Annotated in this window: 21 protein-coding genes and 1 riboswitch; of the genes, 11 read left to right on the top strand and 10 right to left on the bottom strand. The window is 56.3% G+C overall.

What is annotated here, in order from left to right:
- Position 1: 1 nt before the first annotated feature.
- Both Y71_RS21440 and Y71_RS21435 read right to left on the bottom strand, forming a co-directional pair.
- Positions 2-817 (bottom strand): SDR family NAD(P)-dependent oxidoreductase, encoded by an 816-nt coding sequence (locus tag Y71_RS21440; protein WP_007373406.1) that lies wholly within the window; start codon positions 815-817, stop codon positions 2-4.
- Between the two features lie 122 nt (positions 818-939).
- Positions 940-1,902: a GlxA family transcriptional regulator gene (locus Y71_RS21435; RefSeq protein ID WP_007373407.1), complete on the bottom strand. Its 963-nt coding sequence runs from the start codon at positions 1,900-1,902 to the stop codon at positions 940-942.
- Between the two features lie 117 nt (positions 1,903-2,019).
- On the opposite strand from Y71_RS21435, the gene Y71_RS21430 reads away from it, so the two are divergent.
- Entirely contained in the window at positions 2,020-2,661 is a 642-nt protein-coding gene (locus tag Y71_RS21430; RefSeq protein ID WP_007373408.1) for an HD domain-containing protein, read from the top strand.
- A 25-nt stretch (positions 2,662-2,686) separates the two neighbouring features.
- Here Y71_RS21430 and Y71_RS21425 read toward each other — a convergent pair whose 3' ends face one another.
- Complete coding sequence (locus Y71_RS21425) at positions 2,687-3,580, bottom strand: LysR family transcriptional regulator (RefSeq protein ID WP_007373409.1); 894 nt, start codon at positions 3,578-3,580, stop codon at positions 2,687-2,689.
- 140 nt (positions 3,581-3,720) lie between these two features.
- Between Y71_RS21425 and Y71_RS21420 the strand changes: the two genes are divergently transcribed.
- The gene (locus Y71_RS21420) at positions 3,721-4,641 is read left to right on the top strand and encodes an aromatic alcohol reductase (RefSeq protein ID WP_007373410.1); all 921 of its coding nucleotides are present in this window, start codon (positions 3,721-3,723) and stop codon (positions 4,639-4,641) included.
- A gap of 23 nt (positions 4,642-4,664) precedes the next feature.
- Here Y71_RS21420 and zinT read toward each other — a convergent pair whose 3' ends face one another.
- Positions 4,665-5,309: a metal-binding protein ZinT gene (zinT, locus tag Y71_RS21415; protein WP_007373411.1), complete on the bottom strand. Its 645-nt coding sequence runs from the start codon at positions 5,307-5,309 to the stop codon at positions 4,665-4,667.
- A 224-nt stretch (positions 5,310-5,533) separates the two neighbouring features.
- On the opposite strand from zinT, the gene mntP reads away from it, so the two are divergent.
- The 3 genes from mntP to Y71_RS21400 all read left to right on the top strand — a co-directional run bounded on the left by mntP (position 5,534) and on the right by Y71_RS21400 (position 7,238).
- On the top strand, positions 5,534-6,103 hold the full coding sequence (gene mntP, locus Y71_RS21410) for a manganese efflux pump MntP (protein WP_007373412.1): 570 nt from the start codon (positions 5,534-5,536) through the stop codon (positions 6,101-6,103).
- Positions 6,104-6,133: 30 nt separating this feature from the next.
- Positions 6,134-6,203, top strand: a riboswitch (Fluoride riboswitch).
- A 78-nt stretch (positions 6,204-6,281) separates the two neighbouring features.
- A complete protein-coding gene (gene crcB, locus Y71_RS21405) occupies positions 6,282-6,659 on the top strand; it encodes a fluoride efflux transporter CrcB (RefSeq protein ID WP_007373413.1) in 378 nt (125 codons plus the stop codon).
- A gap of 240 nt (positions 6,660-6,899) precedes the next feature.
- Positions 6,900-7,238, top strand: coding sequence for a hypothetical protein (locus tag Y71_RS21400; protein WP_007373414.1), 339 nt, complete (start codon positions 6,900-6,902; stop codon positions 7,236-7,238).
- A 424-nt stretch (positions 7,239-7,662) separates the two neighbouring features.
- On the opposite strand, the gene Y71_RS21395 is transcribed toward Y71_RS21400, so the two are convergent.
- The gene (locus tag Y71_RS21395) at positions 7,663-7,947 is read right to left on the bottom strand and encodes an Rdx family protein (RefSeq protein ID WP_007373416.1); all 285 of its coding nucleotides are present in this window, start codon (positions 7,945-7,947) and stop codon (positions 7,663-7,665) included.
- A 228-nt stretch (positions 7,948-8,175) separates the two neighbouring features.
- On the opposite strand from Y71_RS21395, the gene Y71_RS21390 reads away from it, so the two are divergent.
- The 5 genes from Y71_RS21390 (at position 8,176) to Y71_RS21370 (ending at position 14,258) form a co-directional block, all read left to right on the top strand.
- Positions 8,176-10,548, top strand: coding sequence for a TonB-dependent receptor domain-containing protein (locus Y71_RS21390; RefSeq protein WP_007373417.1), 2,373 nt, complete (start codon positions 8,176-8,178; stop codon positions 10,546-10,548).
- Between the two features lie 75 nt (positions 10,549-10,623).
- The gene (locus Y71_RS21385) at positions 10,624-11,676 is read left to right on the top strand and encodes a hemin-degrading factor (RefSeq protein ID WP_007373418.1); all 1,053 of its coding nucleotides are present in this window, start codon (positions 10,624-10,626) and stop codon (positions 11,674-11,676) included.
- Positions 11,673-12,491: a heme/hemin ABC transporter substrate-binding protein gene (locus Y71_RS21380; RefSeq protein ID WP_007373419.1), complete on the top strand. Its 819-nt coding sequence runs from the start codon at positions 11,673-11,675 to the stop codon at positions 12,489-12,491. The genes Y71_RS21385 and Y71_RS21380 overlap by 4 nt, the downstream gene beginning before the upstream one ends.
- Complete coding sequence (locus tag Y71_RS21375) at positions 12,491-13,486, top strand: FecCD family ABC transporter permease (RefSeq protein WP_007373420.1); 996 nt, start codon at positions 12,491-12,493, stop codon at positions 13,484-13,486. Before Y71_RS21380 ends, Y71_RS21375 begins: the two co-directional genes overlap by 1 nt.
- Complete coding sequence (locus Y71_RS21370) at positions 13,479-14,258, top strand: heme ABC transporter ATP-binding protein (protein WP_007373421.1); 780 nt, start codon at positions 13,479-13,481, stop codon at positions 14,256-14,258. Before Y71_RS21375 ends, Y71_RS21370 begins: the two co-directional genes overlap by 8 nt.
- A gap of 22 nt (positions 14,259-14,280) precedes the next feature.
- On the opposite strand, the gene Y71_RS21365 is transcribed toward Y71_RS21370, so the two are convergent.
- From Y71_RS21365 to Y71_RS21345, 5 genes are all read right to left on the bottom strand, one after another.
- Positions 14,281-15,015 (bottom strand): proteasome-type protease, encoded by a 735-nt coding sequence (locus tag Y71_RS21365; protein ID WP_007373422.1) that lies wholly within the window; start codon positions 15,013-15,015, stop codon positions 14,281-14,283.
- 29 nt (positions 15,016-15,044) lie between these two features.
- Positions 15,045-15,866 carry a transglutaminase family protein gene (locus Y71_RS21360; protein WP_007373423.1) on the bottom strand — a complete coding sequence of 274 codons (822 nt, stop codon included), beginning with the start codon at positions 15,864-15,866 and terminating at the stop codon, positions 15,045-15,047.
- On the bottom strand, positions 15,863-16,792 hold the full coding sequence (locus tag Y71_RS21355; protein ID WP_007373424.1) for an alpha-E domain-containing protein: 930 nt from the start codon (positions 16,790-16,792) through the stop codon (positions 15,863-15,865). The genes Y71_RS21360 and Y71_RS21355 overlap by 4 nt, the downstream gene beginning before the upstream one ends.
- On the bottom strand, positions 16,792-18,225 hold the full coding sequence (locus Y71_RS21350; RefSeq protein ID WP_007373425.1) for a circularly permuted type 2 ATP-grasp protein: 1,434 nt from the start codon (positions 18,223-18,225) through the stop codon (positions 16,792-16,794). Before Y71_RS21350 ends, Y71_RS21355 begins: the two co-directional genes overlap by 1 nt.
- A 170-nt stretch (positions 18,226-18,395) precedes the next feature.
- Complete coding sequence (locus tag Y71_RS21345) at positions 18,396-19,289, bottom strand: DMT family transporter (RefSeq protein WP_007373427.1); 894 nt, start codon at positions 19,287-19,289, stop codon at positions 18,396-18,398.
- 116 nt (positions 19,290-19,405) lie between these two features.
- Between Y71_RS21345 and gcvA the strand changes: the two genes are divergently transcribed.
- Positions 19,406-20,305 carry a transcriptional regulator GcvA gene (gcvA, locus tag Y71_RS21340; RefSeq protein WP_007373428.1) on the top strand — a complete coding sequence of 300 codons (900 nt, stop codon included), beginning with the start codon at positions 19,406-19,408 and terminating at the stop codon, positions 20,303-20,305.
- Positions 20,306-20,395: the final 90 nt, after the last annotated feature.

Below are 20,395 nucleotides of genomic sequence, written 5' to 3'. Positions count from 1 at the left end.
GTTAGTGGGTGACGGTTGCGCGATAGCGCTCTGCCGGTACGTTTGTGGAGAGTTGCGGTATCAGCGCCCGGCGATGCTGTTCCAGTGCCTGCCAGTCGGCGTCGTTATGCAGGGAAGGAATGGTCACCAGCTCGCCCTGCAGAAAGCCCACCAGCGCCGCATCCACCATGTCCGTAGCGCTCATGACAATGGCTTTGTCGAGCTGTTCCAGCGGCAGGCCGCCGTTGTCCCAGAATGGTGTTGCCGTTGCGCCAGGCAGTACGGCCTGCACCTGAATGCCTTTATCGGCCAGTTCGTGATGCAGTGACTGACTAAACGCCAGCACAAAGGCTTTTGTCCCGCCGTATACGCCGTTCAGCACTTCGGGGGCGATGGCGACGATGGACGAAATGTTGATAACTGCGCCTGTACCACGGGCAACGAAGCCGGGCACTACCGCGTAAGTGAGGCGGGTGAGGGCGGTGACATTCAGGTTAATCATCGCTTCCATGCGATCGATTTCGCTTCCCAGCAGCGGCGTATGCGTGCCGACGCCCGCGTTGTTGACCAGCAGTGTGATGCTGGCGTCTTCGCGCAGTCTGGCTTCCAGCGCACGGAGCTGTTGCGGATCGTTAAGGTCGGCGGCGATCGCTTCCACGTTACGCGACGTATCTGCGGTAATGTGGCTGGCCATCTGGTTCAGGCGGTTATGATTGCGGGCAACGATAATCAGGTCGTAGCCCATACGGGCCAGGCGGTTGGCGTAAATCGCGCCGATACCGGTCGATGCGCCGGTAATAACGGCAGTGCCTTTGTGATGTTGTGTAGCGATGTTCATAGCAGACTCCCTGGTTCAACAATGGATGCGATGGAAGCATCATAAGTGAGTCAGGGATGTCTTAAATGACGTTGATGGTGCTAATTCAGGACATTTGCAATCTGGCCTGCAAACGCGTTTCGCTACAGGCGGCTGCCATAGATTTTGCGGTACACCGTGGGAGTTAAACCGGTGACTTTAATAAATGCCCGGCGCAGGACATCACCGCTGCTGTAGCCGCAGCGTGCGGCAACCGTTTTAATCGCCAGGCCGCTGGCCAGCAGTTCCCGTGCTTGCGCAATCCGCGCTTCTTCCAGCCACTCGCCGGTGCTCTTTGCCATCTCCTGCTGAAACAGGCGATTGAGGTGGCGCTCGCTGAGATGAATATGCTCCGCCATCTGCGTGACATTTTTTACCTGCGCCAGGTGCTGCAATGCCCAGCGCTGTAAGTCCTGCAACGCCGAACGCCCGCCAACGGAGATCTGCTGCTTACGCACAAAATGCCCCTGCCCGGCGGGACGACGAAAAAACATCACCAGATTGGCCGCAACGTCCTGGGCGACGTCGCGACCGAGATCTTCTTCGATAAAACGCAGCGCCAGATCCATGCCGGAGGTGACGCCCGCCGCCGTTCTGACCGGCCCGTCCGCGACGTACAACGCATCCGCATCAACCGCGATATCCGGATAGCGCCTGGCGAGTTGCTCCGCGACCGACCAGTGCGTCGCCACCTGGCGCTGATGCAGCAGCCCGGTTTGCGCCAGCAGCAGCGCGCCGGTACAGACCGAGCCATAGCGCACGCTCTGGCGGCAAAGGGCAGTAACGGCGGCGATTTGCCGTTCCGTCAGCGCACGCGCGTCGATGTCCGGCGCACCAGCAATCAGGAAGGAAACATTCTCTGGCGGTGAAAAATCAGTAAGCCTGGCATTTGCATTAAGCGCCACGCCGGAAGAGGAGTGAAGGTGCTTTCCTTCCAGCGACATCAATACCGGCTGGTAAACCTGGCGATGCAGCAGGCGGTTGGCTTCGGCAAACGCATCAAAAGGCCCGGCAACATCCAGCAATTGCACGCCAGGAACAGCCAGTATGACGATGGTATGCAGCATCTTTCACCTCTGGAGTCTGCGGATAACGTTATGTCCGATATTGCCTGTTTTGAGCTGTTATAGACACAACTTTTCTCTTCTAGAATGACCCACACACATTCCAGCCGGAGAGAAAACATGAGCTTCAACGTACAAGGTATTCGCATCCCTGATAGCCAGATGGCGCGCGACGCCACCGCCCTGGTTCGCGATACTGAATCAGACCTGCTGTTTAACCACTCCAGCCGCGTTTACTACTGGGCGGCATTAGCGGGCAGGCAGCGCGATATCAAGGTTGACCACGAATTACTCTATGTCGGTTGTATGTTTCACGACATGGGGTTAACCCACGAACATTGCAGTTGTGATAAGCGTTTCGAAGTGGATGGAGCCAATGCGGCGCGCGAATTTATGCAGCACTATGGCGTGACGCAACAGGATATGGACAAGGTGTGGACGGCCATTGCACTGCACACCACGCCGGGTATTCCGGAATTTATGGCGCCGGAAATTGCGCTGGTCACCGCAGGTGTGGAAATGGATGTGCTGGGCATTGGCTATAACGGTTTTGACGAGGCGGAACGTGAAGCCGTGGTTGGTCAATATCCACGCCCGGCCCGTTTTAAAGAGGAGATCATCCAGGCCTTTTATGACGGCATTAAACACCGGCCTGCGACCACGTTTGGCAACGTTAAAGCCGATGTGTTAGCCGATAAAGATCCGCACTTTGCGCCGCTGAACTTCTGTCGCATCATCCGCCAGTCGCCGTGGAAAGGCTGAGTGAACCGCCGGGCGATTGCCCGGTTTATTGCTGATTGAGCACCGCTTTGCTCCAGTCATAAAATGCCCGCACTGAGGGGGGTAAATAGCGGCTTTGCGGGTAAACCAGTGACAGGGGCAAGTCAAAGGTGTAGTTCTCCATACAGCGCACCAGCGCTCCGCTTGCCAGCCAGGGTTGCGCCAGATAACTGGCGACGCGAATCAGCCCCAACCCTTGTATCCCGGCCTGAATATAGGCATCCGTATCGTCAACGATCAGCGTCTCGCTGAGGCGAATTTCATGATCGTCGCCTGCGTGGCTCAGCAGCCAGTCGGTGGTGCGCCCGGTACGGTGATTCAGATAACCCACGGCTTTATGCTGGCGTAACGCCTGTAAATCAGCGGGATTGCCATACTGCGCGATGTACTGCGGGGAAGCCAGCACCACCCAGCTAAACTTCGCCAGTGAGCGTGCCACCAGCGTGGTGGAATCCTCCACTCTGCCGGTACGAATCACGCAGTCGTACCCTTCCTGGATCACATCCTCCACGTTATCGCTGGAGCACAGCGTCACCGCCAGTTGCGGGTAGCGGTGCAAAAATTCACCCAGCCGGGGCAGGATGCAGTGTCGCGCCAGCGATTGCGGCATGCCGATTTTCAGGCGACCTGCGGGCTGGCCGTGAGTGCCGGGGAAAGAGGACTCCAGCGCAGTGATATCATCCAGTATCCTTTTGCTCGCCTCGTAGTAGCGGCTTCCTTCCGCCGTCACGCTGAGTTTGCGTGTGGTGCGCTGTAAAAGCTGCAAGCCCAGCCCGTTTTCCAGCTCTTTAATTACCCGTGAGACGGTGGAGCGCGGCAGGCCGAGTGCTTCTGCAGTGCGGGCAAAACTGCGCGTTTCCACCACCTGCACATAGACGCGCATCGATTCCAGTTTATCCACTTTTCCCCCTCCGCTTTTTTTCGATTATCCCATTTTAACGAACAGTCTAACCTGAATTTTGTACCTTATCGAAATCACGCCTTCGCCGTAATCTTTTCGCAGTGCAGTAAAACTGCCATCTGATTGAATGAGGACGTGAAATGGCTATACAGAACGAAAACGTATTGGTGCTTGGGGCGGGACAACTCGGCGCGGCGGTGCTGAACATGCTGGTACCTGCCGTGACGCAGGCGCAGGGCACAGTTACGGTTGTGGTTTCGCCAGGCGCGTGGGATGAATGTGGCTATTTGCGATCGGCGGCACACCAAAAATGGGTGGATCGCGGTGCGAGATTTATCGCTGTCGATATTGCGACCAGCACGGTTGACTCGCTCATCCCGCTGCTGGCGCAGTTTGATACGGTGATCAATTGCATGGGCTTTGTCGCCGGAACGGGTACGCAGCTTAAAATCACCCGTGCAGTGCTGGCTGCAGGTATACGCCGCTATTTTCCATGGCAGTTTGGTGTGGATTACGACGTGGTGGGAAAAGGCAGCGGCCAGCCGGTGTGGGACGAGCAGTATGATGTCCGGGAACTGTTGCGGGCGCAAACCGGCACCGAATGGGTGATCGTGTCGACCGGTATGTTTACCAGTTTCCTGTTTGAACCAGCATTCGATGTGGTGAATCTGGAGCAAAAAACGATAAATGCGCTGGGCGGATGGGAGACGCGGGTGACGGTGACTTCGCCTGCCGATATTGGTCGGCTGACTACCACTATCTATCTGCATCAACCACGCATTATGAATGAGGTGGTACTGATTGCCGGGGAAACGCTCTCGTATGCCACGCTTGCGGATACCGTTGAAGCCGTAACAGGGCAGGCATTTAAAAGAGGCGTTTATACGCTGCCCGCGTTAACGGATGCATTGCGCCTGCAACCGGAGGATCAAATGTGCCGCTATCGCACCGCTTTCGCCCGCGGCGAAGGGGTCTGGTGGCCGATGGAGCAGACCTGGAACGCCCGGCATCAGATAGCGACGCAGGACGTTAAAGGCTGGTTGCAGGCACATCTGGCGTAAACAGGCTGAATCACCCGCAGGCATCAATGGTGCAGCATTTCGTCTACGATCTGCGCTTTGTTCAAATTGTACGGATAGAAGGTCGGCCAGTTATCCATCTCTTTCAGCAGCACTTGCTGGGATTCGTTGCCCATAAAAATATGGAAATGCAGCGACTGGCGCGGCGCAATAATGTGGTCGCTGAACTGCACAAATTTCGGTGCTTTTGACTGCGCGTCATTGCATTCAAACAGATAGCGCACGCCTTTCTTGCCGGAGGTGTAGGTCAGAATTTTATAACCGGCGTAGTCATAGCGGCAGCGGGTGACCGTTTTGCCGGTGTGAAACTCAATCACATTATTTTCAATGCCGATGGTATCGATGTTGGTCGCATAGCCTTTTTTGTAGTAAGTGCGGTACTCCTCCACCGTTTTGTCGCCGTGCTGCGCTTTTTTCTCCAGCACCGGATCGAGATCGCCATTCAGCAGATATGGGTTCAGCGATTGCCAGATCCCGTCCCAGTCGGACAGTGACCGATCCTTGACATCTTTATCGTCGATAATGCCTTCGCTGGCTTTGCGTTCCACCTCTGTCAGCGGCTTTCCGTGGTGATGATCGTGAGCCATGCTCTGTGTACTACCCAGTAATACGCCCATACCCAGAACAAAGGCGGATTTCTTCATGATCATACTGCGCTCCCTGATGATTTGTTATGTGATGAAATGTTATAATATAACAATATTAGAAATCATCAATGTGTGCAACATAGCTTCGGTTATAAAACATAGCATCATCTATATGTTGATGATAAATAAGTAATTTTTGCCTTTTTGTCGTTGCTGTGGCACCATTGCCGCTCTTTTCGCAGCGCAGTGTTTTTCCCCTCTGTTGAGGCGGTTTTAAAGGGTGAGCAATGAGTTTCTATGCAATGATTATTCTGGCCTTTGGGATGTCGATGGATTCCTTCGCTGCTGCCATTGGCAAGGGCGCGGTGTTACAACGTCCGCCCGTTCGCGAAGCGCTGAGAACAGGGTTGATCTTCGGCGTCATTGAGGCTATCACGCCGGTAATTGGCTGGGCTGCGGGGCTGGCCGCCAGCCAGTACATCATGCACTGGGATCACTGGATCGCCTTTGTGCTGCTGCTGGCGCTTGGCGCGCGGATGGTGAAAGAGGGGGTGAGCAAATCGCCTGACGAAAACGTTGAAGCCCCGCGCCGTCACGGTTTTTGGCTGCTGGTGACCACCGCCATTGCCACCAGTCTGGATGCGATGGCCGTGGGTGTCGGGTTGGCGTTTCTCAACGTGAATATCGTGGTGACTGCGCTGATGATTGGCCTTGCGACAACGATTATGGCGACTACGGGTATGCTGCTGGGGCGTTTTCTTGGCGCGGCGATCGGCAAATGGGCGGAAGTGCTCGGCGGCGTGGTGCTGATGGGTATCGGCAGTTTAATTCTGGTTGAGCACTTAGGCTTACTGTAACTTGCCTGCAGGGGCAAAATCATTAACAATGCGCCAGAAGGTGATGGCGTTCCACCTTACCCAACCGCTTCCTGGAGAAGCTGATGACGCCTGATATGACTCTTAAATGGAGGCATGTCGGGCGTTTTTCTTTTGTCCCTCCCGCATGCCTCAACGTGATGTATTGATGAGGAAAAACATGCTGAAGTCTTTATTTGCCGTCATTGTGGGTGGTTCCGCAGGCTGCGTTATCCGCTGGCTGCTCTCTCTACGTTTAAATGCGCTTTTTCCCAATCTGCCGCCGGGTACGCTGCTGGTTAACCTGCTGGGTGGCATGATCATTGGTGGCGCGCTGGCGTTCTTTACGCGCCAGCCGCATCTCGATCCCACCTGGCGATTGCTGATCACCACGGGCCTGTGCGGCGGCATGACAACTTTTTCAACCTTCTCGCTGGAGATTTTCGCGCAGTTGCAAACGGGAAATTATCTGTGGGCAATGACCTCCGTGCTGGTGCACGTACTGGGCTCGTTGCTGATGACGGCGCTGGGTTTTACGCTGATTAACGCACTGTATTGAGACTGTATGCAGGGGAAGGTAAATATCTTCCCCTCTCTTTAACCGTAAAAATACCAGGACTATTGGCAACATTTTTATTTTAATCTTGCGAAGATGTTTTTTCCTATTTTTTTAATGGCGCTATGAGTGAGTATTGACTAATGCCACTAAATAAGCAGAATTAGGAACATTGACGCAACGGACATGCACGATATAGCCCGTAATAATTATTAAGAATAAGCGCTTTAGCAATATCAGTTGGTGGAAAAATCTGATAGCAGAAAATATTATATTTTTGATTTTTTTGTTTTATTTGGCTTGCCGGGAAACGGTAAGCCAGAACGGTTCGCAGGCCAGGTTTTTCGCCATTTACATGTGAGTCTGGAGTGGTTGATGGGCAAAGAGCAAGAGAGTTACGGAATGCACGATTTTTTCAGAGGTGACACTTCTGGCCATGAAATGATTGAGCGCTATACGTATGTGAAAATTATTAATTTTGATGCGACTGACACGATTAATTTTGAGTTTTCGCCGTATCAAAAATATTTTATTTCAATTATGGCGAATCGCAAACCACCTGCCGAAAATAGCACTCAATAACTTCCATTACTGAATGTAAAAATAAATTTACTGGCAGTGCAGCGAACGCTCAATGTACTGCCCGTAATTGAATGAAAAACCCGAAAAAAGAACCCTCAGACACAGGAAATCCGCTCTGTGTCTGAAGGCATGCAAGTGCATCTTCGTTACTAACAATGAGCGTGCTAACAAATTGTAAAACGATGATCAGAATATCCCTGTAAAACAGGGATTTGTAATGAAAATAAAAGATCTTTGTGAATGAATATTTTCATCGTTAACACATTGAAATTATTGATAATCTGAACATATTTCATCCATTCTGACGTTTGAAACCCTGGTGTCGCATTTGCAGCCGCCCCTTGCGGGCGGCTTTTTTTTACCTGCTAAAACTTTTTATTGGTCGCAATGCGCATCATCAATGACTGCCTGCGCAGCTTGACGCTTAATCGCTTTTTTTCTCTACGTGCCCGAGCGGTTTTTCCGGGAAGCAGTAGTCGCGCACGCGGCGTTTTAACTCTGCAGCATCGGGAAAACCGCCTTCCTGCTTACGATCCCAGATGACTGTGCCATCGATATCAATCACAAAAATTCCGCCTGTGCCGGGGATCAGACGCACCGATCCGAGATCGGTACTGAACGTATGTAGCAGTTCTTGCGCCATCCAGCTGGCGCGCAGCATCCAGTTACACTGCGAGCAATAATGTAAAGTAATCGCCGGTTTGTTCATTTTCTCGTCCCTCCAAAAGGCGAATCAGACAGCAAAGTGTATGCAAAGTGCGGACACAAAGGTGAGAAATTTATGAATTCATTGCAAGTGATAATCATTATCATTACTATCTGAGCTCATAACATAACGATAACCTGCATTTTTGTCCTGACGTATTCTCGTTTCGTGGAACGACTGGAAGTAAGACGTGAGCCTGATACTAATAAATTCTAAGGCTTACAAAATATTATGTGTAAATCGCAACTTTCTCCGCGTCGCTTCAGGAAGCGCGTGGTGGTGACTTCATTACTCGCAGCCCTGTATCAGAACACCGCGCTGGCAGCGGATACCGATACCTCGACGACTACCGCAACGAATGCGAAACAGGATACGGCCGAACAGATGGTCGTTACGGCGCCTGCACCGGTGCTGAAAGCAGGAAGTAGCCATTCCGTTAGCGCACAGGATTTACAAAACAAAGGCGCGAAAGATTTCGGCTCTATCATGCGTTACGAGCCGCTGATTAGCGCGACCGGCGCAAGCGGCGGTTCTGGTAACGGCAAAAGTGGTTTTGACCGTGGTGGTTACACCGGTTACAACATTCGCGGCCTGGAAAGTAACCGCGTGGGAATTGATGTTGATGGCATTCCGCAGCCGGATGCAACCGGCCGTAGCTACGTCAGCCGCGCGGGCCTGAACACCTTCGGCATTGGCCGTGACTATATCGATCCGTACATGTACGGCAATGTGGATATTCAGTCCGGCGCGACGCCCACCGATCAAGCAAACACCTCGATTGGCGGCAACGTCTCCTTCCGCCCGAAATCACCGGACGATTATCTGCACCCGGGTAAAAACAGCTACTTTGGTTACCAGAGCGATTATGACTCCGCCGATCGTAGCTGGCACAACGGCGTGACCGGCGCGGCAGGGGATGAAACCCTGCGCGGTATCTTTGTTTATAGCCGCCGCGATGGTCAGCAAACCCGCAACAACAGCGGCTCCATTGATGCGTACCCGGCGAACTGGCACTCCGATGCGATGATGGCCTCCGGTATCTGGCAGCCAAACGATGAGCATAAACTGACCGGTACGCTGGATTACTACCACAAAACCAATCACACCCATTACGACTCATGGAACAGCAGCGGCAGCACCATCCTCGGCGACGCACAGCAAACCAGCCAGACCCGCCGCTGGGGCGTCAGCCTGAAAGATGACTGGACGCCAATGAACGACTGGCTGGACAGCATGTCCAGCAAAGTTTATTACCAGCACACCGAAGCGCATGACCGCACTTACATGCCGGACAGCACCACCGCCACCATGGAAACGGTGTACTCCAATTACGATACCGATACCTGGGGCATACAGAATGCGCTGGCGAAAACCCTTGGCCGCCACGATCTGAGCGCCGGTTTCAACGCCAGCACCACCAAAACCAAACGTCCGTTTAACCAGTCGCCGGTGCCGAGTATCTACAGCGAAATCATGCAGCCGGAAGCGGACAGCAAAAGTTACACGCTGGGCGCATTCGTGCAGGATCAGATTAACTTCGATGCAGATGGCCACCATTTTGCCATCATTCCTGGCGCGCGCGTTGTTCATCAATCAATGAAACCGGATAACCTCTCCAGTCTGACGACCAACAGTACCGCGCTGGATGAGTCCGAAGTCTCCACTCTGTACGGAAAAAATTCCGACACCCAACTGTTGCCGTCGTTAACCTTCCAGTACGACATCACGCCGCGCCTGATGACCTACCTGCAATACAAACGCGGTGCCGAGTTCCCGAATGCCAGCCAGCTTTACGGCTCCTGGAACCTGGGTTCCAGCTATGCGGGTCGCCAGCAGTATGCGCTGATCGGCAACACCGATCTGAAAACCGAAACCAGCAATAACGTTGAATGGGGCATGAAAGGGGAGGTCACCGAAGGCGTTACGCTGCATACCGCGCTGTTCTACAACAGCTACAAAAACTTTATCGCATATACCCGTTATACGCGTGCCAATAACCCGGATAAATTCACCAACGTTCCGTCGAACATCTACACCACTTATCAGGCGGAAAACCGTGATAAAGCCTTTATCTACGGCGGCGAAATCAGCGCGAAATTTAACTTTGGCACCTGGTTTGAGCAGGTCGATGGTCTGAGCGCCACGCTGGCTTACGGCTACACCGAAGGGAAATCGAAATCCAGCTATATGGGCGACAAATACATCGATCTCGACAGCGTCGCGCCGATGAAAGCGATCGTGGGCGTCGCCTGGGACGATCCGGCGAAACGCTACGGTACTGCGCTGACAGCCACCTTTGTGAAAGGTAAACGCGCCACCGCCACCAGCCGCGAGTCTTACACCAATACCGGCTCCGCGATTAATGACTCCAGCACCGAGTATATGCGCGTGCCGGGTTACGGACTGCTGGACTGGACGGCCTACTGGCGAGTGGCGAAACACGTGAAGATCAACGGCGGCGTTTACAACATTACCGACCGCAAATACTGGGACTACCTGAGCAGCCGCACCATTGAGGAGTCCACCAATCAGGATGTCTACGACAAAGCGCTGGCCGTCATGCCGGGCCGTACCTGGCAACTGGGCGTCAACGTCGATTTCTGATCGCGCATGCGGTCCAGGTCTTCATCCCCCGGTATCGCTGCCGGGGTTTTTAACATGATAAAGGAAGCGAATGCTATGCCTGTTTCGTCAAACGATTTTCTCGCAATTTGGCAGCAATATCAGACAATTAAATCGCAGGAGCCTGCTAAGTATGCCCGCGATATTGCCACCGGGATGGCGATCAGCGAAGCCGAATTAACCCAATCACGCGTCGGGCATGATGCCGTGCGCCTGAACGACGATATGCGCGGGCTTCTCGCCGCGCTGGAACTCGTCGGTGACACCAAATGCATCTGCCGCAACGAGTATGCGGTGCATGAACAGATGGGCCGTTTCACCAACCTGCATATCGGCGAACATGCCGGGCTGGTGCTCAACCCGCGCGCGCTCGATCTGCGCCTGTTTATTAATCAGTGGGCCAGCGCCTTTAGCCTGCGTGAGCAAAGCCCGCGCGGCGAACATCAAAGCATTCAGTTCTTCGACCAGCAGGGCGATGCGGTGCTGAAAGTCTACGCCAGCGAACAGACCGATATGGCGGCGTGGAACGAGGTGGTGACCCGTTTCACGGCGCAGGCCGATCTGCCGTTAGCAATTAGCAAAGCGGTTGCCGAACCGCACGCTGAAAGCGCCGATGGCGTCGCGCTGGATCAGGCATGGCGGGCGATGACCGATGTCCATCAGTTCTTCGGCCTGCTGAAAAAACATAACCTCTCGCGCCAGCAGGCGTTTCGCCTGGTGGGCGACGATCTGGCCTGCCAGGTCAGCAACGACGCACTGCCGCGCCTGCTGGAGACGGTGTTACAGCAAGGCAATGAAATCATGATCTTCGTCGGCAACCGCGGCTGTGTGCAGATCTTCACCGGCGCGCTGGAGAAGCTGACGCCGATGAAAGGCTGGATCAACATCTTCAACGAACACTTCACGCTGCACCTGCTTGAGAGAGGGATCGCCGAAAGCTGGGTCACCCGTAAACCAACTGCCGATGGTCATGTCACCAGCCTTGAACTGTTCGCTGCCGATGGTACGCAAATCGCGCAGCTTTACGGCCAGCGTAGCGAAGGGCAGCCGGAACAGAGCCAGTGGCGCAGGCAAATTGATGCGCTGTGCAACGAAGGACAAACCGCATGAAAAAATTACTGATGCTGCTGGCGGCGCTGCCGCTGATGGCGAGTGCCGCTGCGGAAAGAGTGGTGACGCTCGGCGGTGATGTCACCGAAATCGTCTACGGGCTGGGCGCACAGTCGCAACTGGTGGGGCGCGACACCACCAGCACTTGGCCACCGGAGGCGAGCAAACTGCCGGATGTTGGTTATGTCCGCCAGCTCAACGCCGAAGGCATCCTGTCGCTGCGCCCGACCATCGTGCTGGCCAGCGAACAGGCGCAGCCGTCAACGGTGTTGCAAAACGTCGCCGGGAACAACGTCAAAGTGATCCCGGTTCCGGGCGGATATACACCTGCAGCCATTGATAACAAAGTGGCGGTGATTGCCGCCGCGCTCGGTAAAACTGCCGAAGGCGAACAGTTGCGGCAAAAAGTGGCGGCGCAAATCGCCGCGCTACCGAAAACGGCGCTCAATAAGCGGGTGCTGTTTCTGTTAAGCCACGGCGGGATGGGCACGATGGTTGCCGGGCAGGAGACGGCGGCAGACGGCGCGATCCGCGCGGCGGGTTTACAGAATGCGATGCAAGGCTTTGCCCACTATCGCGCTCTTTCGCAGGAAGGGGTGATAGCGAGTCAGCCGGATCTGATTGTCATCTCCGCCGATGGCGTGAAAAGCATGGGCGGCGAAGCGAACCTGTGGAAACTGCCAGGCCTGGTGCAGACGCCCGCCGGACGGCATAAACAGTTGCTGATTGTCGATGATATGGCGCTGCTTGGCTTTGGTCTGCGCACGCCGCAGGCGCTGCGGGATCTGCGTAAAAAAGCGGAGCAATTACCCTGATGAGCCGCGCTGTTATTCGCGCGCTGTGGGGAATGCTGTTGCTGCTGCTTGGATTGACGTTTCTGGCGAGCACGCAGGGTGCCATGCATCTGCCGCTCACCAGTTTGTGGCAGGCGGGCGACGAAGGTCTGCGCCAAATCTGGCTGACCATTCGCCTGCCGCGCGTGCTGTTGGCGCTGGTGGTCGGCGCGGCGCTGGCGCTCTCCGGCTGCGTGATGCAGGGATTGTTTCGCAACCCGCTCGCCGACCCTGGTTTGCTGGGGATCAGCAGCGGCAGCGCGCTGGCGGTGGCCTGCTGGCTGGTATTGCCGCTGCCGGTGCCTGCGCTGGTGGCGCTCTACGCACCGATGGTGGCGGCCTTTATCGGTAGCCTGGCGGTGATGGTGGTGATCTTCCTGCTCAGCAAAGCTCGCGACAACACGCTGTCGCGCTTGCTGCTGGTCGGCATCGCCATTAACGCCCTGTGCGGCGCGGCTGTCGGGGTGCTCTCCTGGCTGAGTAATGACGCCCAGCTTCGCCAGCTTTCACAGTGGGGAATGGGCAGCCTCGGCCAGGCGCAGTGGTCTACGTTTACCATCGCCGCCACGCTGATTGTGCCGTCATCGCTGGTGGTGTGGCGCGTTGCCCGTCAGCTCAATCTGCTGCAACTGGGCGATGAAGAGGCGCACTATCTCGGCGTCAACGTTCCGGCGCTGCAACGGGTGATGCTGCTGTGCAGCGCGCTGCTGGTGGCAGCATCGGTCGCCATCAGCGGGATCATCGGTTTTCTCGGCCTGGTGGTGCCGCACCTGATGCGCATGTGGCTGGGGCCGGATCATCGCGCGCTGGTGCCCGGTTCTCTGCTAGCCGGGGCGATACTGCTGCTGATTGCCGATACCGCCGCCCGTACGCTGGTGGCACCGGCGGAGATGCCGGTAGGGCTGATTACCAGCCTGCTCGGCGCACCGTGGTTTTTATGGCTGATTTTTCGACAACGAGGAGCCGCGCATGGATAACACCTTAACCGCCGCGCATTTACGCCTGCAACGCGGGCAGCGCTGGGTGATTGATGATGTGTCGTTAACGCTGAACGGTGGTGAACTGGTGGCGCTGATTGGCCCGAATGGCGCGGGAAAATCAACGCTGCTGCGGTTGCTGACCGGTTATCTGCCCGCCGATGCGGGTACGTGTCAACTGGCCGGGCGCGCACTGGCTCAGTGGCCAGCAGAGACGCTCTCCCGCCGTCGGGCGGTGATGCTGCAACAAACGCAGTTGCGGTTTGACTGGCCAGTGGCGGCGATTGTTGCGATGGGGCGCGCGCCGTGGGGATCGCAGCGCGAAGCCGACGTTGTGCGTGAAGTGTTGACGCTGACTGGCTGCGATGAGCTTGCGCATCGGCGCTATGCCACGCTCTCCGGCGGCGAGCAACAGCGCGTGCAACTGGCGCGCTGCCTGGCGCAACTGTGGCGCGACAGCGCGCCGGAAGGCTGGCTGTTTCTCGACGAACCCACATCGGCGCTGGATCTTTACCACCAGCAACAGTTGCTGCGGCTGCTGAAAAAGCTCATCGCCAGCGGCAAATTACATGTCTGCGTGGTGCTGCACGATCTGAATCTGGCGGCACTGTGGGCCGATCGTATTCTGCTGTTGCATAAGGGAAGGCTGGTGGCGCAGGGTTCGCCGCAGCAGGTGATCCAGACGCCGGTGATTGCGCAGTGGTACGGTGCCGATGTGCAGGTGAGTGCGCATCCAGGCGGCGATGCGCCGCACGTTTTCCTCTGCGCATAAACCGCCCGGCGGCGTACCGGGATCAGGGTTGAGTGGGGAAGGGCGTTAACTGGCGGAAGGTGTTGAGCAGCCCTTCGGACCAGGCTTTGCGGATGGCAATAAAATAGGGATCGCTTTCAATAATCCGTTGCTGTTCGCGGGCGTGAAAACTTTCGCGGCGGTAGATCATCACATCCAGCGGCATGCCGACGGAGAGATTGCTGCGCAGCGTGGAGTCGATCGAGATCAGCGCGCAGCACATCGCCTGCTCCAGCGGCGTATCTGGCGTTAACACCCGATCGATAATCGGTTTTCCGTACTTGCTTTCGCCAATCTGGAAGTAGGGCGTGTCGTTGGTCGACTCGATAAAATTCCCTTCCTGATAGATATGAAACAGCCGGTGCTCTTCGTTGCCAATCTGTCCGCCCAGCAGCATATTGCAGCCAAAGTTGGTGTTGCTGCCGTTTTGCTGCGCCTTGCTGTCGCGGTGGATAACTTCCCGCACCGTTTCGCCGATCAGCGTTGCGGCATCGTACATGGTTTCGGCCTGCATCAGGTTGGGCGTCTGCTGGCTCTCGATACGCGAGGTCAGCAGACTGATAATGCTCTGCGTGGTTGCCAGATTACCGGCGGACTGGATCACCAGCACCCGTTCGCCTTCACGCTGAAAAACGTGAAGTTTTTTGAACGTCGCAATGTGATCGACGCCCGCATTGGTCCGGGAGTCAGAAGCGAAGACCAGCCCGTCGCACAAACGCATGGCCACACAGTAGGTCATTACCTCACCTTTCTACATAACAGTTAACGCTATTGCTGCTGAACCTGTTGCTGCTGTTGCGTAAACAGATTCACTTCAGCGGTGGAAAACAGCTCTTCGCAGCCGCCGCCCAAACGGCTGCCGCGCACCGGGCAGGCATCCAGATAATCCATCCCCACCGCCAGCCGCAGATGCTGGTTGAGCAGGCGGGTATTGTTGGTGATATCAAAACTGTGCCAGCGGTCGTTGATCCAGGCTTCCGCCCAGGCATGCATCGCCACGTGCTCGGTATCCCGGCTATAGACATAACCGCTGACATAGCGCGCCGGGATCTTCAGGCTACGGCAGCAGGCCAGAAACACATGGGTATGATCCTGGCAGACGCCTTTCCCTTTGGCGAATGCGTCCGCTGCGCTGTCCTGCACATGCGTCGCGCCGGGAGTATACGGCATTTTTAGCTGTAATTCCGCCATCAGCGATGTGAGGCTCTCTTCGGGCGCTGCTTCCCGGTAATAGCGGCTGGCAAAACCGCGGATCAGATCGTCCGGTTCCGTCAGCGGCGTGACGCGTAAAAAGACCAGCGGCGACAACGTTTCATCGCTGTTATCCTGGCTCTCTTCCACATTATCGGCGATTTCCACCACCCCTTGAGCGTGGATAAAAATCTCCTGGTGCGGGCTGTCCAGCGTCAGCACATGCATCAGGTTGCCATAAGCATCATGGGTGGCGACGGCCGAGGCGGGCAGCGTCAGTTTCCACTCGCTAACCTGCTGGCGCGCGGAGTTTTGCGGCGTTAGCCGCAGATACTGGGTGCTGAATTTCACCTCTTCATCGTACTGGTAATGCGTTAAATGGTTGATGGTGAGTTTCATATCGCCTCCAGATAAGTCTGGCGAATGCTGTCGGCCAGTTCGTTAATTTGAGTGAGGAAGTGGTTCAGCCAGTTTTGCAGCCCCTGCTCCATCACCTCGTCGAGGGAACCAAAGCGCAGCTCCACATGCAGCAGGTGCGCCCGTCGCAGCGGAACATGCGCCCGCGTATTACCGATCATCTCCAGTTGCTGTACCAGATCCGCCACGCAGGCATGCAGCGAACGGGGCACATCATTACGGAACACCAGCAGTTCGCTGACGGTTTCCCGGCTGATCGGCTGGCGGTAAATACTGTGATAGGCCTCGCGGGCGCTCACCGCGCGCAGCAGGGTGTCGAGGCGATAATATTCACGCACTGGATCCGGATCGTTGTTCAGTTGCTGATCTTTAAGCGCCAGCAGTTGGGCGGTGGCGTAGGCGCGCTCAATCAGCGTACCGACACGAATAAAACACTGCGCATCGTTGCGCAACAACGTGCCGAACATCGCGCCTCGAAACAGATGCGAGCGCTCTTTTACCCAGTCAAAAAAGGTATCAATACCGATTTTATCCACCCCGGACTGACGCAGATTGCGGATGTCGATACGCGTGGTGTTGATGCACTCCCACACTTCTGACGACAGGCTGCCGCGTACCGCGTGGGCATTATTCCACGCCATTTCAATACAGCTATAAATGCTGCTCGGGTTGTGGCTATCAAGGGCGAAGAAGTTCAGCAGGTTGTTCATGGAAAAGCGGGCGTAACGCTGCTGAAACAGCTCATGGGAAAAGGTGAGATTGAGCGGCAGCGCCAAATCGTGTTGCTGCTGGCGGTGGCGCGGCATCATTGACAGCTTCCAGGTAACATCCAGCACCCGGGCAAAGCTCTCTGCCCGCTCCAGGTAGCGGGCCATCCAGTACAGTTCGCTGGCTGTGCGGCTTAGCATCATTCATCCTCCTCCATCACCCAGGTATCTTTGGTGCCGCCGCCCTGCGACGAGTTCACCACCAGCGAACCTTCGTTCAGCGCCACGCGCGTCAGGCCGCCCGGCACCAGGCGAACCTCTTCGCCAGAGAGCACAAACGGGCGCAGATCGATATGGCGCGGCGCCAGCCCCTCTTCGACAAAGGTCGGGCAGGTGGAGAGCGCCAGCGTCTCCTGGCCAATATAGTTGCCGGGGTTCGCCAGCAGCCGCTTGCGGAAATCCTCAATCTGCTGGCGGGTCGATTTCGGGCCGACCAGCATGCCGTACCCGCCCGCACCGTGAACCTCTTTCACTACCATGCTGTCGAGATGGGCGAGCACATAGTTAAGATCGTCGGGCTTGCGGCACTGCCAGGTGGCGATATTGCCGAGAATCGGCTCCTCGCTGAGGTAGAAGCGGATCATGTCCGGCACATAGGGGTAAATGGATTTATCATCGGCCACGCCGGTGCCAATCGCGTTCGCCAGCACCACGCCGCCCGACCGGTAGACCGACAGCAGGCCCGGAACACCGAGCATCGAATCGGCGCGAAACGCCAGCGGATCGAGAAACGCATCGTCAATGCGGCGGTAGATGACATCCACCCGGCACGGGCCTTCAGTGGTGCGCATATAGACCGCGCCGCCTTTGACGAACAAGTCGGCGCTTTCTACCAGCTCAACACCCATCTGCTGTGCCAGAAAACTGTGCTCAAAATAGGCGCTGTTAAAACGCCCTGGCGTCATCACCACCACCGTGGGATCGTCCACCGGGGTACTTTCACGCAGGGTTTGCAGCAGGTAACCGGGGTAGCGCTCCACCGGCGCAATATGCTGGCTGGCGAAGAGATCCGGGTAGAGGCGCATCATCATCTTGCGGTTCTCCAGCATATAGGAGACGCCGGACGGAGTGCGCAGGTTATCTTCCAGCACGTAATAGCGGCCATCGCTGTTACGTACCATGTCGATACCGGTGATGTGAGCGTAAATATTGTTATGCAGATCCACGCCCTGCATGCAGGGCTGGTACTGCTCGTTCGCCAGAACCTGCTCGCGCGGAACAATACCGGCGTTAAGGATATTTTGCTGATGGTAGATATCGTACAGGAAAGCGTTCAGCGCTTTGACGCGCTGGCGGATGCCTTGATCGAGAGTGCGCCACTCATGGGCCGGGATAATTCTCGGTACGCTGTCAAAGGGGATCAGGCGTTCGGTGCCTCCCTCTTCACCATAAACGTTGAAGGTAATGCCCACCCGGTGAAATAACAGTTCTGCCTGTTCTTTCTTTTGATGGATGGCGTGCTGGTCGGTCTGTTGAAGCCACTGCCACCAGGCATCGTAATGCTGGCGTTGACTGCCCTCTGCGCTGAGCATCTCATCGTAGTAAGGTGCTGTCGGAAGCGTTATTTTTATCATTGTCATCCCCTGCATTGCGCGTGTGAAGATTCTGTAAAAATGCAGAAAGCATGCCAGCATGGCTGGCAATGCGTTTTCGTGGTGAGTACAGGCGCAAATGCACCATTTTGAGGCGAAGCGCAGCGGCAGCGCGCTAAAGTGGTGTGAAGATAAGCGTAGCAGAACCTGTGCTAACGGCGTTTCGCGGCCGTCGGGCTGACCACCAGCCATACTGCCAGGCAGACAATCAGCGCGCCGATAAGAAACCCACCGTTCAGCGTTTCGCCCAGCACGAGGTAGCCCCACAGCACGGCAAACGGCGGGATAAGAAAGGTAACAGTCAGGCTGCGCAGCGGCCCGATATCGGCAATCAGGCGAAAATAGAGAATATACGCCACGGCGGTGCAGAGCAGGCCGACTGCCAGCACGCAGGCCCACACTGACGGCTGCGCCCAGTTGATGGTTGCGCCGCTGCTAATCGACCAAGCGCAGAACGGCAGCAAAAATAGCGTGGCGCCCGCCTGGCTGCCGAAGGCGACCAGCGTCGGATCCAGCCCGCCGCGCGCCGTTATCCAGTTGCGGGTGAGAAAACCGGCAACGCCATAACAGCCGGTCGCCACCAGGCACGCCGCCACGCCAGCGGCGACCTCCTGCACGTTGCGCATTTCACCGAGCGTGGTAATCGTCAAAATCCCCACCAGCCCGAGTACCACGCCCGCCCACTTTTTCCCGCTCAGGTGTTCGCCAAAAAACGCCACGCCCGCCAGCGCGCCCATCAACGGCGTGGTGGCATTGAGAACAGCGGAATACCCGGCAGGCAGCCAACGCGCGGCCAGGCAGTACATCAAAAACGGCAGCCCGGAGTTAATCACTCCAAGCAGCAGGGCCGCGCGCAGCTTACCGGAAAACTGAAACGTATGGCGAAATAGCGCCAGCAGTGCCGCCAGGCCAAGAAAGCCAAACAGCACGCGGAGAAAAGCGGTGTTAATGGCACCGAATTCCGGTGCGGCAATCCGCATAAACAGAAAGCTCGCGCCCCAGATGGCCGCCAGCATCATTAATCTCAGGTAATCAATGGCCCGCATTGTGCAACTCCTTGTGTTGCGTTTTTAACTAAAAATGTTTTACCCCGGTGGCATCAGGCTGACAAACCAGCATTTTTGCTACAGTTTAGTTGCACTTAATTATGCGGAGAGCCGCGATGACCCTACCGCCCCTGCAGGCGTTAATCTGTTTTGCTACCGTCGCCCGACATATGAGTATGAAAGCGGCGGCCGAGGAGTTATGCATTACCGCCAGTGCCGTGAGCCAGCAAATCGCCAGGCTTGAGGCGTGGCTGAATGTCCGGTTGTTTATGCGCGGGCCGCGCTTTCTGGCGCTGACGGCGGAAGGGCACATTTACCTGCGCGCTATTCAGCCTGCGTTTAACCAGATATCACAGGCCACGCAGCGGCTAATGGATAACGCCAGCCAGAGCAAAGTCACCGTCAGTTGCACGCCCGGCTTCGCCATTCAGTGGTTGTTGCCGCGATTGGGCGCTTTCGAAAAACTGCATCCCGGCGTGGAGGTGCAGATTAATACCACTAACCGGGTGGTCAATCTGAGCAATGAAGGGATCGATTTTGCCGTACGTCACGGCGCGGGTGTGTATCCGGGGCTTCAGTCGCACTGTCTGGTGAACGACCATCTGTTGCCGGTGTGCAGCCCGGCGCTGCTGGCGGAAAACCGTCCCGCTTCGCCGCGCGAATTACTGAATTACCCGCTGCTGCATGATGAACACCGGCTGGACTGGCGTTTGTGGTTCGACACGCAGGGCATACATGATGTGGATATCGATAAAGGCCCGGTATTTATCGATTCAAACGGTGTGATTGAAGCCGCACTGGCGGGCAGGGGCGTTGCGCTGGTGCGCCGGGTACTGGTGGCGGAGGCATTAAGCCGTGGGCGTTTGATCTGCCCGCTGGCCATTACCGTCGCTTCACCGATTGCCTATTACCTGGTGTACGACGAATCCGCCGTATTACAGCGGATGAGCCGGGATTTTCGCGACTGGCTGCTGGCAACGGCGGCCTCCGAGGAGCATCGCTGGCCGCAACCGTGATCGCACCGCCATGCCCGACAGCGCGAAGGCTTATCGGGCATGGCATTTATCGCGCCGGGTAAGGCGAAGCCGCTACCCGGCATCAAGCCA

The sequence above is a fragment of the Kosakonia radicincitans DSM 16656 genome (assembly GCF_000280495.2).
Lineage (GTDB): Bacteria > Pseudomonadota > Gammaproteobacteria > Enterobacterales > Enterobacteriaceae > Kosakonia > Kosakonia radicincitans.
The sequence above is the reverse complement of the archived record's forward strand: the minus strand, read 5'-3'. Positions and strand labels throughout refer to the sequence as shown.